Annotated in this window: 15 protein-coding genes; 4 read left to right on the top strand and 11 right to left on the bottom strand. The window is 63.8% G+C overall.

Annotation, left to right across the window (positions count from 1 at the left end):
* Positions 1–8: 8 nt before the first annotated feature.
* From MKI86_RS10930 to lsrA, 8 genes are all read right to left on the bottom strand, one after another.
* Positions 9–677 carry an RluA family pseudouridine synthase gene (locus tag MKI86_RS10930; RefSeq protein ID WP_241600929.1) on the bottom strand — a complete coding sequence of 223 codons (669 nt, stop codon included), beginning with the start codon at positions 675–677 and terminating at the stop codon, positions 9–11.
* A 63-nt stretch (positions 678–740) separates the two neighbouring features.
* Positions 741–1,025: a YciI family protein gene (locus MKI86_RS10925; RefSeq protein ID WP_241600928.1), complete on the bottom strand. Its 285-nt coding sequence runs from the start codon at positions 1,023–1,025 to the stop codon at positions 741–743.
* Between the two features lie 10 nt (positions 1,026–1,035).
* Entirely contained in the window at positions 1,036–1,626 is a 591-nt protein-coding gene (locus MKI86_RS10920) for a TetR/AcrR family transcriptional regulator (RefSeq protein WP_241600927.1), read from the bottom strand.
* A gap of 134 nt (positions 1,627–1,760) precedes the next feature.
* On the bottom strand, positions 1,761–3,014 hold the full coding sequence (locus MKI86_RS10915; protein ID WP_241600926.1) for a class II aldolase: 1,254 nt from the start codon (positions 3,012–3,014) through the stop codon (positions 1,761–1,763).
* 66 nt (positions 3,015–3,080) lie between these two features.
* Entirely contained in the window at positions 3,081–4,112 is a 1,032-nt protein-coding gene (gene lsrB, locus MKI86_RS10910) for an autoinducer 2 ABC transporter substrate-binding protein LsrB (protein ID WP_241600925.1), read from the bottom strand.
* Positions 4,113–4,114: 2 nt separating this feature from the next.
* Positions 4,115–5,128, bottom strand: coding sequence for an ABC transporter permease subunit (locus MKI86_RS10905; protein ID WP_241600924.1), 1,014 nt, complete (start codon positions 5,126–5,128; stop codon positions 4,115–4,117).
* Positions 5,125–6,156 (bottom strand): autoinducer 2 ABC transporter permease LsrC, encoded by a 1,032-nt coding sequence (lsrC, locus tag MKI86_RS10900; protein ID WP_241600923.1) that lies wholly within the window; start codon positions 6,154–6,156, stop codon positions 5,125–5,127. Before lsrC ends, MKI86_RS10905 begins: the two co-directional genes overlap by 4 nt.
* Positions 6,149–7,651, bottom strand: coding sequence for an autoinducer 2 ABC transporter ATP-binding protein LsrA (gene lsrA / locus MKI86_RS10895; RefSeq protein ID WP_241600922.1), 1,503 nt, complete (start codon positions 7,649–7,651; stop codon positions 6,149–6,151). The genes lsrC and lsrA overlap by 8 nt, the downstream gene beginning before the upstream one ends.
* Before the next feature lie 237 nt (positions 7,652–7,888).
* Here lsrA and MKI86_RS10890 point away from each other — a divergent pair, with 237 nt between their 5' ends.
* From MKI86_RS10890 to MKI86_RS10880, 3 genes are read left to right on the top strand one after another with little or no spacing between them, the layout of a single operon-like run.
* Complete coding sequence (locus MKI86_RS10890; protein WP_241600921.1) at positions 7,889–8,836, top strand: sugar-binding transcriptional regulator; 948 nt, start codon at positions 7,889–7,891, stop codon at positions 8,834–8,836.
* Positions 8,837–8,839: 3 nt separating this feature from the next.
* Positions 8,840–10,402, top strand: a complete 1,563-nt coding sequence (lsrK, locus tag MKI86_RS10885; RefSeq protein WP_241600920.1) for an autoinducer-2 kinase — start codon at positions 8,840–8,842, stop codon at positions 10,400–10,402.
* A gap of 41 nt (positions 10,403–10,443) precedes the next feature.
* Entirely contained in the window at positions 10,444–10,749 is a 306-nt protein-coding gene (locus tag MKI86_RS10880; RefSeq protein ID WP_241600919.1) for an antibiotic biosynthesis monooxygenase, read from the top strand.
* A 38-nt stretch (positions 10,750–10,787) separates the two neighbouring features.
* Here MKI86_RS10880 and MKI86_RS10875 read toward each other — a convergent pair whose 3' ends face one another.
* Positions 10,788–11,378 carry an alpha/beta hydrolase gene (locus MKI86_RS10875; RefSeq protein WP_241600918.1) on the bottom strand — a complete coding sequence of 197 codons (591 nt, stop codon included), beginning with the start codon at positions 11,376–11,378 and terminating at the stop codon, positions 10,788–10,790.
* Between the two features lie 64 nt (positions 11,379–11,442).
* Entirely contained in the window at positions 11,443–12,399 is a 957-nt protein-coding gene (locus tag MKI86_RS10870) for a VOC family protein (RefSeq protein WP_241600917.1), read from the bottom strand.
* A 164-nt stretch (positions 12,400–12,563) separates the two neighbouring features.
* On the opposite strand from MKI86_RS10870, the gene MKI86_RS10865 reads away from it, so the two are divergent.
* Complete coding sequence (locus tag MKI86_RS10865; RefSeq protein ID WP_241600916.1) at positions 12,564–13,556, top strand: LysR family transcriptional regulator; 993 nt, start codon at positions 12,564–12,566, stop codon at positions 13,554–13,556.
* A 71-nt stretch (positions 13,557–13,627) separates the two neighbouring features.
* Here MKI86_RS10865 and MKI86_RS10860 read toward each other — a convergent pair whose 3' ends face one another.
* On the bottom strand, positions 13,628–14,512 hold the full coding sequence (locus tag MKI86_RS10860; protein WP_241600915.1) for an intradiol ring-cleavage dioxygenase: 885 nt from the start codon (positions 14,510–14,512) through the stop codon (positions 13,628–13,630).
* Positions 14,513–14,515 lie beyond the last annotated feature (3 nt).

Raw genomic sequence — 14,515 nt, 5'->3', positions numbered from 1 at the left:
TGTCGATCTCAGAAGGGAGCGGGAGCCCGGTAGGTGACCTCGGAGCCATCGGGATGGCGGAAGCCCAGTTCCTCCGCATGCAGATGCAAGCGGTTCACGGTCGAAAGCGCAAGACCGTCAGCATAGAATTCATCGCCGAGAATGACATGGCCGAGCGCTTTCATGTGCACGCGCAGCTGGTGCGTGCGGCCGGTCAGCGGAAAAAGCCGCAGCCGCGTCGTGGTCTCGCCGCGCGCAATGACCTGCCAGCGCGTGCGGGCCGGCTTGCCGTTTTCGAAATCCACCCGGTGCCGCGGCTTGTTATCGGGATCGATCGCCAGCGGCAGGTCGATCTCGCCCGCCTCGTCCGCCACCCGCCCCCAGACAACAGCCACATAGGACTTGCGCGTGGTGCGCGCCTCGAATTGCGAAGCCACGAAGGCATGGGCCTTGCGGTTTCGCGAAAAGACGACGATGCCGGACGTGTCCTTGTCCAGCCGATGCACGATCAGCGCCTGCGGCGACGATGCCTGCACCCTTGTCAGCAGGCTGTCATGCAGCGCGGGATGGCGCCCGGGCACCGAAAGCAACCCGCTCGGCTTGTCATAGACAAGCAGAGCGGTATCGCGGTGAAGCAACGACAGATAGGGCTCCAGCGGCGGGTGATAGACCGGCGCATCTTCCGAATACGAATTCATGGCGCGCCATTATCACATTTCGCATGCACGACGACACCTCATGGGATTATTCCCGTTCGGGTGTCAGGCTTTCAGAAAGGCGAGCCGCTCATCAAGGCGACCGGGCGTAACCTCCAGGATTTCGGCCTGGACAACGCCTTCTGCAACGAATGGATCCTCCTGCAAGCGGGTCTCGATCTCAGCCCGCGAGGCATTATGCGCGAGGATCGCGCCGCCCGCAGCCGGCTGGAGGCTGCCGACGAGCAGAAAGACGCCGTCGCCGAAGCCCCGGCTGATCCAGGCATTGTGGCTCTCCATCAGCGGCCCGGCCCTGGTCTTGTCGGCAAATCGAAGCGTTATGACAAACATGATGTCTCCATCAGTTGGAACGTGGGGCGGTGGCGGCCGGGCATTGCGCAAGCAGCCAGGCCTCCATGTCTGCGACCTCACGGCGGATGAAATTCTCGTCACGGAAAGCCGTGGCGAGTGCGGCGACCCCCTGGCTGCGCATCAGAAGGTGAAGGGCCAGAGCATCGGCATCCGCCGCGCGCCCGAGACCGGAGAACTGCCGTGCCAACCAATCCCGGAACAGCGTGAAAAGTTCGGCGGCATCGTTTTGTGCGGCGTGGTCGAGCTTTGCCAATTCGGTGCAGAGCGTGCCGACAGGGCATCCATGCTCCATGATCTTGGACCGGTTCGCGATGAGGATGTCGACGAAGCGAAGGATACGCTCCGCAGGAGCGTCCGAATCCTGCTCCCAATGCTCCAACAGGGTGCGCGTGTTCTCCATGCGCCGGCCGATCACGGCCTCGAGAATCTCGTCCTTGGTCCTGAAGTGATAATAGAAATTCCCCCGCGACAGGCCGACGTCCTCGGCGATATCGGCAAAGGACGTGGCCTCATAGCCCCGCTCGTAGAAGAGCCGATCGGCTGCGGCCACGATCAGACTGCGTGTTTCACCAGCCGCCAACGATCTTCCCTCCAGGCCATGGCGCCATCGGGCAACTCCGAAAACGCATTAGGACAATCGACCTAATTATCTTTAGGTCGATTGTCCTAGAAGGTCAAGGCCATATGCGCAAAGCGTTCGACAGGCTTGCGATGTTACTTCGCGCCGACTATCAGCTTGGCCTGCTCCAGCGACCAGTACTCCATATCGAACAGGTCGGCCTCTCCGATGGGTGTGAAGCGTCCATAGGCTTCGGCCGCGTTGATGGCGCGTGTCGCCTGCTCGCAGAGATCGCCGCAGATCGCTGCGGCCTTGGCGCTGGCACCCAACGCGTAGACCCCCTCGTTCTTGACGAGGACAACCCGCGGAGTGACGTCGAGCATCTGCTTGGGCTCGCTGGTACGCGTGGCGTTGCGCGCGAAATAAGCCTTGTAGCGCTCGGCATAGGCGGCAAGAGCCGCGTCTATCGCGGTTGCGTCCGCATCGGCGTCGATGACCATCGGCCACGGTTTGATGCGGATGACATGATCGGGCGTCACGGTGCCGCGCAGGCCGATCTCCTCCACATCAGCCTTGCCGGCATGGGCGCGGATGGCGGCGGTGGAGCGATAATCCAGGAAGACGCCCTTTGCGAAAGGCGAGCCGTCACGGACAAGCGCCGTCTCCAGCCGCGCCCTCAACGCCACGTCCTCCGGACCGTCGCTGGGCTGCGGGCCGGAGAGCGCCACGCCCTTCCGGGCAAGCCCCTGCTCGGCCATGGTGACGAATTCGATCATCAGTTCATAGGAGGCGCGGGCATCGTCGGCGAAGGTGAAGAGGCCGTGGTTCTCCAGCCAGAGGCCCTCGCAGCCGGGATGCTCACGATAGATGCGGTCGGCGACGATGGAAAGGTCGAAGCCTGGCATGACGTAGGGCACATAGGCGAGCCGATCGCCATAGATGCGCCGGACCGTCTCGCGCATGTCCGGCTGGTCCGCCAGCGCCAGGATGGCCGTCGCGTGCGTATGGTCGACGAAGGCGAAGGGCAGGAACGCGTGCAGCAGCGCCTCGACGGAGGGGTTGGGCGCATCCGCATCGATCAGGCTGGCCCGCAGCAGCGATACCATGTCGGGATCCGACAGCTTGGGGCCATTGCGGGTTTCCAGGAGCGGTTCGAGACGCACGGCCGGCAGTCCCGGCGCCTCGATCGTGTCAAGATCCCAGCCGCTGCCCTTGATATGCATCAGCGCCTCGCCCGTCGCCGACGCGACCTTGACGGAGGTGTTTCCGCCGCCGTGCAGCACGAGATCGGGATCGCCGCCGATGATTCGGGAGGTATAGATGCGAAGGCCGAGCGCCTCGCTCTGTCCTGCCGCCAGCGCGGCCTCCACGTAGCGGGCTGCGGTCTCGTCGTTCCAGCGGCTTTTCATGCGTATCGTCCTGTTTTTCAAAATGGATACGGCGGGCAGCCGGAGCCGCCCGCCGCTTAAGCGTGATCAGAAGTCGAAGTTGGCAATGTTGTCCTTCGTGAAGACCGTGCGCTCGGGAAGCAGGATGATGCCGTTGCCGTCGGCTTCGTGGTCATAGCCCTGCACCTTGTTGGCCGAGACTTCGACGGTGCCGACGCCAGGGATTTCCAGCTTGTCGCCGACCTTCATCGGGCCGTTCTTCAGGACGTGATCGGCGACATAGACCGAGATCTTGCCCTGCTGGGTGACATCCCACAGGCCGAAGCGCTGGATGGTGCCGCGCTCGATATAGGGACGCATGACGTTCGGCGTGGAGAAGCCGACGATGGTGACGCCTTCGGCACGCTTCAGGTTCTCCGCGGCCTGCGCGGCAGCCGGCAGGGCGTTGGCATCTGGCGCGATGATCGCGTCGAGATCCGGATAGGTCTGCAGGATGCTTTCGGCCGTCTGCAGCGACTTCTGCGCGTCGTTATAGCCGTACTGCGTGGTGACGATTTCCCAGCCCGGATGCTCCTTGGCGATCTTCGCCTTGGCGGCTTCGGCCCAGGCGTTCTGGTCGGTCACGGTCGGGCTGGAATAGAAGAAGGCGACCTTGGCCTTTTCCTTCGTCACGCCTTCGGCCGCCATATCGACCAGCAGGCCGCCGAGCTGCTCGGGCGTGCCCTGGTTGATGTAGTAGCTGCGGCACTCCGGGTTGACGTCGCTGTCCCAGGTCATGACGAGCACGCCGCGGTCCATGGCGCGCTTCAGCGCCGGGCACAGTCCGTCCGGCGAGACGGAGGAGACGATCAGCGCATTGTAGCCCTGGTTGACGAAGTTGTTGATGAACTGCACCTGGCCGGAAACGCTGGGTTCGGTCGGACCGTCATAGGTGACTTTCACGCCGAGTTCCTCGCCCGCCTTCGTCGCGCCGGCGCCGCCGGAGGTGAAGAAGCCGACACCCACCAGCTTGGGGATGAAGGCGATCTGGTTTTCGGCATGGGCCGTGCCCGAGGCGAGCATGGTGCCGGCAACGAGAGCGGCGGCCAGAGCGCCGGATTTCAACATGGACTTGATCATTCTCATTCTCCTCCTGAAGTGACTGCCGCCCGGTTTTTTTTCTGTTGCCGGGCGACGGCGATGAAATCGGCCAGCATGGCGCTTCCGTGGCGCAATGCGACCGCGACAACCAGCAACCCTCCCGAAAGTGCGCTGGAAATCTGGCTGGGCACACCGGTGGCCTGCAGGCCCTGCTGCAGGTAGCCGATGACGAAGGTGGCAATCAGCGTGCCGAGGATGGACCCCTGGCCGCCATAGATGGAGGCGCCGCCGAGTACGGCGGCCGTCACCGCCGGCAAAAGCGTCGCCGAACCGAGATCGACGCGGGCCGAACCGAAATAGGCCGACATGACGAGGCCTGCGATGGCGGCCGAAACGCCGGTAATGACATAGGTGATGGTCTGCACGCGCCCGACCGGGATGCCGGCGAAGCGTGCCGCGCTTTCCGACTGGCCGGACAGGAAGACGGCACGGCCGAAACGCGTGAAATGCAAAAGCACGATCAGCACGAGCGCGAGCGCCAGGAACAGTGCCAGCGGAGCCGGCAGACCGAGGACCTGGGCATAGCCGAAGGCATTGAAGACCTCCGGGAAGTTGCCGATGCCCTCGTAACCGCCCGCGCCGACAAGACCCGACGCGACCGTCGCGGTGCCCTGGAAGAGATAGAGGCTACCGAGTGTCACGACGAGCGGCTGAATCTTCGAAAGGTGGATGACGGTGGCGTTGAGAAGCCCGCACAGCGCACCGGCAACGAGCGCCAGCGCAATCGAGAGCGGCAGCGGCACGCCGTAGAAGGTGGCGACGCCGAAGACGATGGCAGCAAGGCCGATAACCGAGGCGAAGGACACATCGATGCCGCCAGCGATGATGACGAGGGTGAGTGGCAGGGCAACGATGCCGATCTGCACGAAATCCGACGTGCCGTAGATCAGGTTCGCGACATTGAGGAAACGCGGATTGATGATGCCGAAGATGACAAGTTCGGCGACCAGCATGGCAAGGAGCGCGGTCTCCCAGCGGAAGATCAGCTTTTTCATCGGCCCGCCTCCACGGTGTTCGCCGTTGTCTTTTCATCAGATGGGACCGGACCACGCTCGTGAACGGCATAGCGGCGCGCACGGATGCGCCGGTCGATGATCTGGCGGATGCGTCCGTCAAGCAAAAGCACCGAAAGCAGGATGGCGCCGGCAATGAAGTCGTTCCAGTAGGCCGGGATCTTCAGGAAGACGAGCGCGCTGTCGATGGAGGTGATGAAGATGACGGCGGAAAACACGCCCGCGACCGAACCGGTGCCGCCGAGCAGGCTGACACCCCCGAGCACGTTGACGGCGATCGCCTTCAGCTCGACGCCGTTGCCGGCCTGGTTAGGAATGAAGCCGATCTGCGCGGCAAAGACGAGGCCGGCAAGTGCGGCGCAAAGGCCCGTCGCGACAAAGGCCGTGAACTGAACGCGCCGGACCGGCACGCCGAGATGGTGCGCGGCGGCACGGTTGTCGCCGACCGCATAGAAGTAGCGGCCGAAGCGTGTCTTGCGCAGGACATACCAGGCGAGCGCGACGAGAAGAAGCACGACGACGGTCAGCGCCGAGAAACCGAAGCCGAGATTTCCGGCGAGCGCCTTCAAGCCCTGCGGCAGGTCTTCGATCCACCGCCCGCCCGTCAGCACCAGCATGATGCCGCGATAGAGACCGAGCGTACCCAGCGTGGCGACGATGGAGGGTATGCCGAGATAGGCGACCATCAGCCCATTGAAGGCGCCGGCGGCGGCCCCCGTTGCAAGGCAGAAGACGATGGCGAGCGGCAGGCCGGCGCCGGCATTGAGCGACAGGCCCAGCACGGCGGCGCTGAGGCCCAGCACCGAGCCGCTGGAGACATCGATATTGCGGGTCAGGATGACGATCATCGTGCCGAGCGAGATCAGCATCAGCACGAGGCTGTTGGAGATGACGACGGAGGCTGTGGCGCCCGAGAGATAGCCGGGTGCGGCCGCGCCGATGGCGGCATAGGCGACGGCGAGAACGACGATGAGCGTTGCGACGCGGTTGCGCGCGAAAAGATCAAGCATGGCGGGCCTCCGAGGCGCCGAAGGCGAGGCGGGCGATGGCATCCACCGAAATATTGTCGGTGAGCTCGCCGCCGGACTGGCCGAAAGCCATGACCTCGACGCGGTCGGCAAGCTGCTCGATCTCGTCGAAGTCCGAGGAGATGAGGATGATGGCGACGCCCTCGGCGGCAAGCTTGCGGATGAGGTCGTAGATATCGTTGCGCGCCGCCACGTCGACGCCGCGCGTCGGCTCATCGAGGATCAGCACCTTCGGCCGGGCCGACAGGCACTTCGCCAGCAGAACCTTCTGCTGGTTGCCGCCCGAAAGGCCGCGGGCTTCCTGGCCGGGGCCGGTGCACTTGATGCCCATCGAGGACCGGAACGTTTCGAACACCTTCCGCTCAGCGCCCAGGCGCAGGAAGAAGGGCAGGCGATGCACGAGATAGGAAGAGACGTTCCAGAACAGTGGCGCCTCGAGGAAGAGGCCGTGCTGCTGGCGGTCCTCCGGCAGATAGACAAGGCCGCGGTCGATGCAGATGCGCGGCGAGCGCTTCTTCATCTCCGCGCCGTCGAAGATAACGCTGCCCGCCGTCTGAGGACGCAGGCCAAAGAGCGTTTCGGCGAATTCCGTGCGGCCTGCGCCGACGACGCCGGCAAGGCCGAGGATCTCGCCCGCCCGGACATCGAGGCTGATATTGCGGAAGCCCTCGCCGCTCAGTCCCCGCACGCTGAGGCGCGGCTGGCCGATCTGCGAGACCTTGCGGCCGGTGCGGTCCTTGCCGGAGGCCTCGGTGATCTGCACCCGGCTCATCGCGTCGATGATTTCGGCATCGCTGTAGCTGTCGAGCGGGCCGGACAGCACGATGACACCGTCGCGCAGAACACTGATCGTGCGGCAGATTTCGCGGATTTCCCGCAGCTTGTGCGAAATGAAGAAGATGCCGACGCCCTGGGCCTGCAACTTGCGCACCCGCTGGAACAGCGCATTCGTCTCGAAAGGCGTTAGTGCCGATGTGGGCTCGTCGAGGATCAGCACGCGCGCATCGCGTACGAGGCCGCGCAGGATTTCGACGATCTGCCGCTCGGCGATTTCGAGGGCTGCGGCCTGTGCGTCGAGATCAAGCGACACCGCAAGCTCGGCGACCAGATGCTCGACGCGCGGGCGCAGCGCCCGCGGCGAGGCGGCAAGCCCAAGGCAGATGTTTTCCAGAACGCTCTGGTTGGGCAGGATATGTGCTTCCTGCGGCACCAGATAGAGGCCGAGCTCCTGCGCATGGGCCGGCGAGGCCTGGGTGAGCGGCCGCCCGTTGATTTCGATAGCGCCGGAATTGGCCGGGATGACGCCCGACATGATCTTCATGAGGCTCGACTTGCCCGCACCGTTGCCACCGAGAAGCGCATGCACCTCCCCTGCCTGCAAGGCGAGCGAAACGCCTTTCAGCACCGGTACGGCACCGTAAGACTTCCAGATATCCGTCAGCTGCGCGACCCTCCCGGTCGCCGCCTGATCCGTCATTCTGCACCTGTTCATATGTAACTTATACCAATCATGTGATCATAGTGATTTGCTGCCGTCAATATGCTCACCTCGCCATGTACAGTTCCGAATGCCCGATATTGCACTGCAAAATATGATTTATTGGCGAAAATCAAGGCATTGAAGGCATAAAGAATTTTTCGCGGCGCGGACGCGTTGACGTATCAAAAGTTTTTTTGCTATTCAAATGATCAGAAATGACCGAAGGGGCGCTTTATGGCGACGGATAACGGGGAATGGAGCTATGCCGATACGGACGAGGAAATCCTCACCCGCATCGCCTGGTATTATTACAACGACGGGCTGACGCAGAACGAGATCGGCGAAAAGCTGAACATGTCGCGCATCAAGGTGTCGCGCCTGCTCGAAAGCGGCCGTCGCTCGGGTATCATCCAGGTGCGCATCAACTCGCGTTATCAGGGCTGCCTCACCCTCGAGCGGCAGATCAAGGAACGCTACGGGCTGCTTGAGGCTTACGTGGTGCCACAGCTTCCCGATCAGGATCCGAGCGACCGGCTGGGACAGGCCGCCGCGCAGTTCCTGATGCAGCGCCTTCAGACCGATGACCTGCTGGCAGTCGGCTGGGGGGCCACCGTCTCCAACACCATCCAGCGCCTCGGCCATCTCGCCAACGAGCGCAACATTGGCCTCGTCAGCCTCACTGGCGGCGTCAGCACCTATGTCGACGGCATGCGCACGGCCAACTGGGGCAGCGGTGTGCATCTGGTGCCGGCACCCCTCGTCGTGCGCGACCCGGACGTGGCGCGCAACCTGTCCTCCGAACCCGCCGTCGCGAACCTGCTCGACATGGCGCTCAACGCCACCTACCAGCTCGTCGGCATCGGCGAGCTTTCCGCCGCCTCGACGGTGGTGCGCGCCGGCTATGTCAGCCCCGACGAGGTGGAGCCGCTGCGCCGCAAGGGTGCTGTCGGCGACATCCTCTGCCAGTTCTACAACGAGCGCGGCGAGGCGCTCGACCTTCCCCTGCACGACCGGGTGATCGGCGTGAAGCTTGCAGCGTTGTCCCGAGCCGAAAAGGTCGTCGCGGCGGCCGGCGGCATCCAGAAGGTGCAGGCCATTCACGCCGCACTGCGCGGAAAGTTCGTCGGCATCCTCATCACGGACGAAACAACGGCCGCTGGCCTCATCGAGATCAAGGACTGAGCCATGACGACGACATATCTGCTGGCGGTCGACGCCGGCACCGGCAGCGGCCGGGCAGTGATCTTCGATGAAAACGGCAATCAGATCGCCAGCGCACAGCACGAATGGTGGCACAAGACCGATCCCAGGTTCCCCGGCTCGATGGATTTCGACGTCGAGGGCAACTGGGCGCTTCTTTCGCGCGCCATCCGGCAGGCGATCGCCGAGGCCGGCATAACGGCCGCCGATATCCGCGCCGTCAGCGCCACCAGCATGCGCGAGGCCATCGTCGCCTATGACCGCGCCGGCAAGGAAATCTGGGCCTGCGCCAATGTCGACAGCCGCGCCGTCAGCGAAGTACGCGACCTCAAGCGCGATTTTCCAGGCCTCGAACGCGAGCTCTATGCGCAAAGCGGCCAGACCTTCGCGCTCGGCGCACTGCCCCGCCTGCTCTGGCTCAAGCGCAATCTACCTGAGGTCTATGCCCGTATCGATCGGATCAGCATGCTGTCCGACTGGGTTCTGGCGCGCCTGTCCGGCGTCATTGCCAGCGATCCGTCCAACGCCGGAACGACCGGCCTCTACAGCCTTGCGAAACGCGACTGGCTGCCGGAAGCCATGGCCAGGGCCGGCATGCGCGACGATATCTTCCCCGAAAGCGTCGAGCCCGGCACGGTCATCGGCCACGTGACGGAAAGGGCGGCTGACGAGACCGGCCTTGCCCCGGGCACGCCCGTCGTCATGGGCGGTGGCGACTGCCAAAGCGGCGCTGCGGCCATCGGCGTCGTCAACGAGGGCGACTGCGCCGTGCTCGGCGGCACCTTCTGGCAACAGGTGGTGAATGTCGGCCCTGATGTCTCCGACCCGTCCATGGACCTGCGCATCAATCCGCATGTCGTGACCGGCCTCAACCAGGCCGAGGCGATCAGCTTCTTCGTCGGCATCGTCATGCGCTGGTTCCGCGACAGTTTCGGCGCCGAGGAAGTGGCGGCGGCCGGCCCCGGCGGCGATGCCTACCGTCTGCTGGAGGAAAAGGCGGCGAACGTACCCGTCGGCGCGCACGGCATCATCCCGGTCTTTTCCGACGTCATGCACTACGGCAACTGGTATCACGCAGCCCCCTCGCTGCTGAACCTGTCCATCGATCCGGAAAAATCCGGCAAGGCCGCCATCTTCCGCGCATTGCAGGAGAATGCGGCAATCGTCGCAGCGCGCAATCTCGCGGCCATCTTCAAGCTGTCGGGCAAGACGCCGGACAAGATCGTCTTTGCCGCCGGCGCTTCGAAATCCGCCCATTGGTCGCAGATCCTGTCGAGCGCCACCGGCCTTCCGGTCGTTACCCCCGTCGTGAAGGAAGCGACGGCGCTCGGCTGCGCGGCCGCCGCGGCCATCGGTATCGGCCTGCGCCGCAATTTCGTCGAGGTGGCGGACGGCTGGGTGCGCTGGGACAGGCACTTCGAGCCGGATTTCACGCACAAGGCCATCTATGACGAGGCGGGCGATCGCTGGGCACGGGCCTATGCGCTGCAGCGCCAGCTCGTTGACGAAGGCGTCACCACCGCCATGTGGAAAGCGCCGGGCCTTTGACCCTTTCATCCAGGACTTCAACATATAACAGGGAATAAGACATGCTCATCCAGATGGTCAGCATCAACGTCAAGCCGGGCCATGCCGCGGAGTTTCTCGAGGCGTTCCGCATCAATTACGAGGGCACCCGGCAGGAGCCGGGCAATGTGCGCTTCGACGTGCTTCGCAATCCCGAAGACGAAAACAGCTTCACGATCTACGAAGTGTTCACCTCGCCGGAAGCCGTCGACGAGCACCGCAAGACCGCGCACTATCAGGAATGCGTGCGCCGCATCGACCCGATCCTCTCCGGACCGCGCACCAAGACCTTCTATCAGGTCGAAATGGCGGATTTTCTAGGCGAATGAGCAAGGCACCGGGCGCAACCAGCGCCCGGTTCAAGCACTTACCACCAGCTTTGGTGCGAAAGCCCGCGCAGCATCTTCTCGAACTGCGCGATCTCGGTTGCCGAGACCTCGTGCGACCTGTCGGGCAGAACATCGCAGTGAAGGCTCGCCCGCGCGCGGGCGAGCGCAGCAGCCGCCTGAGCAAAGGCATCGACCGGAATCCAGGGATCCTTGTCGGACCCGGTGAGATAGGCCGGCAGACGATCCAGATCGGCAAAGGGGCGGTCGCAATCCGGCGTGCCCACACGGCACCCCGTAAGGCTTGCAAGCGCGCCGCTCCAGGGGCCGTGACGCATCGCATATTCGATCGCAAGGCACGCTCCCTGGCTGAAGCCGCCAATGAGAAGCGGCCTGGCGTGATCTCTCGTGCCGGGAAGATCGCCGACAAGCTGCCTGACATAGGCAACCGACTGCTCCAGCTGTTTGCGGGTGCGTTCCGTAAGTACGTCGGTGGCGCGCGCGTCATACCAGCTGTTGCCCCGCGCCCGCGGCAGCACGAAGGCAACGCCCGGCACATTGAGCTTGGAGATCACCTGCTCGACCATATCCTCGGGCGACTGGGTACGCCCGTGGATGAAGACGCAGTGCACCAGGGCCTCCCCGGAGCTGGCACCGAGGAGGAGTGGCGTGTCGTGGTTCGACATGGCGCCGGGCTCAGAATTTTGCGGGTTCGAGACCTGCAATCAGCTCCTGCCGGCGATCTTCGAACCATGGCGGGAAGACCAGCGTCGTGCCGATCTGGTCCGCAGGCTCGTCCAGCGCCCAACCACCTTCGACCGACCAGGCGATCTCGAACAGCGCGCCGCCGGGCGAGCGGACATAGCAGGACTTGAAGTAGTTGCGGTCCTTCTGGTCCGACACGTCGGTGAAGCCGAGACCTTCCAGATGCGCCTTGAGCTTGAGCTGGTTTTCCTCGTTGCCGGTGTTCAGCGCGAGGTGATGGATCGTGCCGCCGGCCAGCGTCCAAGTGCCCTGCGGGCCACTGGATTCATGCAGCACTTCGACGATGCTGTTCGGCCCGCCGGCATTCGGCACCGAGAACATCAGGCCCTCGTCGCTGTCGGCTTCCTTCGTCATCGACATGCCGACGCCGAGGAAATCGTCCATCGCGGTGCGGTCGAAGACGGCGATGGCCGCGCCGTAGATGCCCTTGATGCCGTGCTCGGCCTTCACGCCCTGCGCCTCGTTGACGATCGACGGACGATTGTCGGCCGGGCTTTCGACAAGCTCATGCGGAATGCCGCACGGATGCTTGAAGGCTACCCGCGTGATGCCGAATCGCGACGTCTTGGCGGCTTCGACGCCCTTTTCGTTCAGCCGGTCGATCCAGTAATCGGCCGAGCCGACCGGAATGGCCTGCTGGATGATCTTCGACTGGTTGGTGCCGCGCTTGCCGAAAACCGCCGGCTTGCGGAAGGGGAAGGTGGTGATGATGGTCGAGGCATCGCCGTTCCGCGAGCCGTAATAGAGGTGATAGACGGGGATGGTCCCGTCGAACAGCACGGTGCGCTTGACCGAATAGAGCCCGAGCACCTTCGTATAGAAGTCGTAATCCTCCTGCACGCCGTCGGTGCAGAGCGTCAGGTGATGATAGCCGCTGACAAGGGCCATGGTGTCCTCCTCCAAAGACATTGCAATTCCGGATGCGGTTCCTCCACCGCTTCGGGAACCACGGCTGGAGCCCGCCTGTCGCAAGCCGTCCGTGATTGTCCCCAATATAGCCAATCAAGCCCGCCGGTGATTGACTTTGTTCATGCAAGCTATAGCAATTTGCTATGAAGATCGTCGAAGCCCACCTTGTTCAGCTTGCGGCCGTCATCGAGACAGGCGGCGTGACCGAAGCGGCCGCCATGCTCGGCATGACGCAGTCGGCGGTGTCGCGCACCCTTTCGATTCTGGAAAAGCGTATCGGCGAACCGCTCTTCGTGTCCGGCCGGCGGCCGATGCAGCCGACACCGCTCGGCGAGCAGCTCGGCCAGCAGGGCAAGGCCATTCTGGCATCGTCGCGCAAGGCGATGGAAATCGTCCGCAGCTTCAAGTCTGGCTCTTCGGGGCGGGTACGGATCGGCGGTGTGCCCTTCTTCATGGATGCGGTGGTGTCGCCGATGATCGCCTCGTTCCAGCGCGGCGAGCCGGGCATCATGGTCTACCAGTCCTACGGCAACTATCCCGACCTCGTGGCGGAACTGGATTCCGGCCAGATCGACCTTGCGGTGACCCCGACGGGTTCCGTCGACCTGCGCGCCGACCTGCATTTCGAGCCGATCCTGACGGCGCGCAACGTGCTGACCTGCGGCGCCGGCCATCCCCTGGTGCGTAAGCGCACCCTCGCGACCGAGGACATCGTCAACTATCCCTGGATCGCGCCGCTGCCGGGCTCGCCGCTGGTACTTGACCTGCACAATATCCTGCTGACGCTGGGGCTGGCGGAGGTGTCGCTGCGCTATGCCGGCGGCTCGCTCCTGAGTGTCGTGAATTATCTTGCCGGCACGGACGCGCTGGCGATCCTGCCGCATTCCGTCGTCCACGCCTTCCGCGGCGAAAACAAGATCAGCATCATTCCGCTCGATATTCCCCAGCCTGAGCGCGTGCTCGGCGTCATGACGCGCAAGAAACCCTATTCGAACCCCGCCGGCCGCAAGTTTCTCGGCCATATGCGCCGCGAGTTCGCCGAACTTCGCCGCGCGGTGGAGAAGCACGAAAAGACGATCCAGTGGGTGCAGGGACCGTTCATGGGCGAGCGCGAGCGCATCCATTCGGGGGAATGACAACGGCAGAACGAAAACGGGGGCGAATGCAACCCGCGCATCCGCCCCCGCTTCCTGCAAAAATGCCTCTGTCAGGCGTGGTCGCGCGCCAGCACGAAGTCGTGTTTGACTTCCCAGAATTCGCCGTCGAATTCGTAGGCCTTCGCGCGTGCCGGGTCATTCACCCGGTCGAATTTCGCCAGCAGGCTTTCCTTGACCCCGAACACCGCATCCGAATGGATATAGGGATCATCAGGGTCGAAGATATGTGTCGTCAGCGTTTCGAAGCCATCGGCGCTGATGATGTAGTGCAGATGCGCCGGGCGGTAAGGGTGGCGGCCGAGATGGCCGAGCAGCTGCCCGACGGGCCCGTCATCGGGGATCGGATAGTATTTCGGCTTCACGGCACGAAACCAGTAATGTCCGTCCGGACCCGTGCGGAACATGCCGCGCAGATTGAAATCGGGCTGGATGCCCTTCTGCTGCACGTCGTAAAAGCCCTCGTCATTGGCCTGCCAGACATCGATGACGGCGTCGGCGATCGGCTTGCCCTCGGTATCGAGGATACGCCCCTCGATGACCATGTCCTCGCCCTTGCTGTCGAGGCAGATATTGGCGCCCATCGGCAGTTCCGGGGCGTCCGCGACGTGGAACGGGCCAAGCACCGTGCTCTCCGACGCACCGGAGGGCTTGCGGTTGTTGATCGCGTCCACCAGCATCGACACACCCAGCACGTCCGACAGCAGGATGAATTCTTGCCGCCATTCGTTGCACATCTGTCCGGTGCGGGTGAGGAAGAGGATCGCCTCCATCCACTCCTCCTGCGTCGGCTCCAGTTCCTTCACCGCCTCATGCAGCTTGCGGGTGATGACTTCCATCACCTCCTTCAGGCGCGCGTCCTTGGCGCCGGCATTGCGGCCGGTCACGACCTCGACGGAGTTCTCCTCGGTGAAATAACCCTTCTCATGCGCTTCCATCGT

This window comes from Shinella sedimenti (assembly GCF_022601905.1).
GTDB classification, from domain to species: Bacteria; Pseudomonadota; Alphaproteobacteria; order Rhizobiales; family Rhizobiaceae; genus Shinella; species Shinella sedimenti.
Note: the sequence above shows the minus strand (reverse complement) of the source record. Positions and strands in the feature narration are given on the sequence as shown.

Bases quoted from the DNA above. Each gene is read 5' to 3' on its own strand.
- MKI86_RS10930 (WP_241600929.1), bottom strand. From the start codon at position 677: ATGAATTCGTATTCGGAAGATGCGCCGGTCTATCACCCGCCGCTGGAG.
- MKI86_RS10925 (WP_241600928.1), bottom strand. From the start codon at position 1,025: ATGTTTGTCATAACGCTTCGATTTGCCGACAAGACCAGGGCCGGGCCG.
- MKI86_RS10915 (WP_241600926.1), bottom strand. From the start codon at position 3,014: ATGAAAAGCCGCTGGAACGACGAGACCGCAGCCCGCTACGTGGAGGCC.
- lsrB (WP_241600925.1), bottom strand. From the start codon at position 4,112: ATGATCAAGTCCATGTTGAAATCCGGCGCTCTGGCCGCCGCTCTCGTT.
- MKI86_RS10905 (WP_241600924.1), bottom strand. From the start codon at position 5,128: ATGAAAAAGCTGATCTTCCGCTGGGAGACCGCGCTCCTTGCCATGCTG.
- lsrC (WP_241600923.1), bottom strand. From the start codon at position 6,156: ATGCTTGATCTTTTCGCGCGCAACCGCGTCGCAACGCTCATCGTCGTT.
- lsrA (WP_241600922.1), bottom strand. From the start codon at position 7,651: ATGACGGATCAGGCGGCGACCGGGAGGGTCGCGCAGCTGACGGATATC.
- MKI86_RS10890 (WP_241600921.1), top strand. From the start codon at position 7,889: ATGGCGACGGATAACGGGGAATGGAGCTATGCCGATACGGACGAGGAA.
- lsrK (WP_241600920.1), top strand. From the start codon at position 8,840: ATGACGACGACATATCTGCTGGCGGTCGACGCCGGCACCGGCAGCGGC.
- MKI86_RS10880 (WP_241600919.1), top strand. From the start codon at position 10,444: ATGCTCATCCAGATGGTCAGCATCAACGTCAAGCCGGGCCATGCCGCG.
- MKI86_RS10870 (WP_241600917.1), bottom strand. From the start codon at position 12,399: ATGGCCCTTGTCAGCGGCTATCATCACCTGACGCTCTGCACCGACGGC.
- MKI86_RS10865 (WP_241600916.1), top strand. From the start codon at position 12,564: ATGAAGATCGTCGAAGCCCACCTTGTTCAGCTTGCGGCCGTCATCGAG.
- MKI86_RS10860 (WP_241600915.1), bottom strand. From the start codon at position 14,512: ATGGAAGCGCATGAGAAGGGTTATTTCACCGAGGAGAACTCCGTCGAG.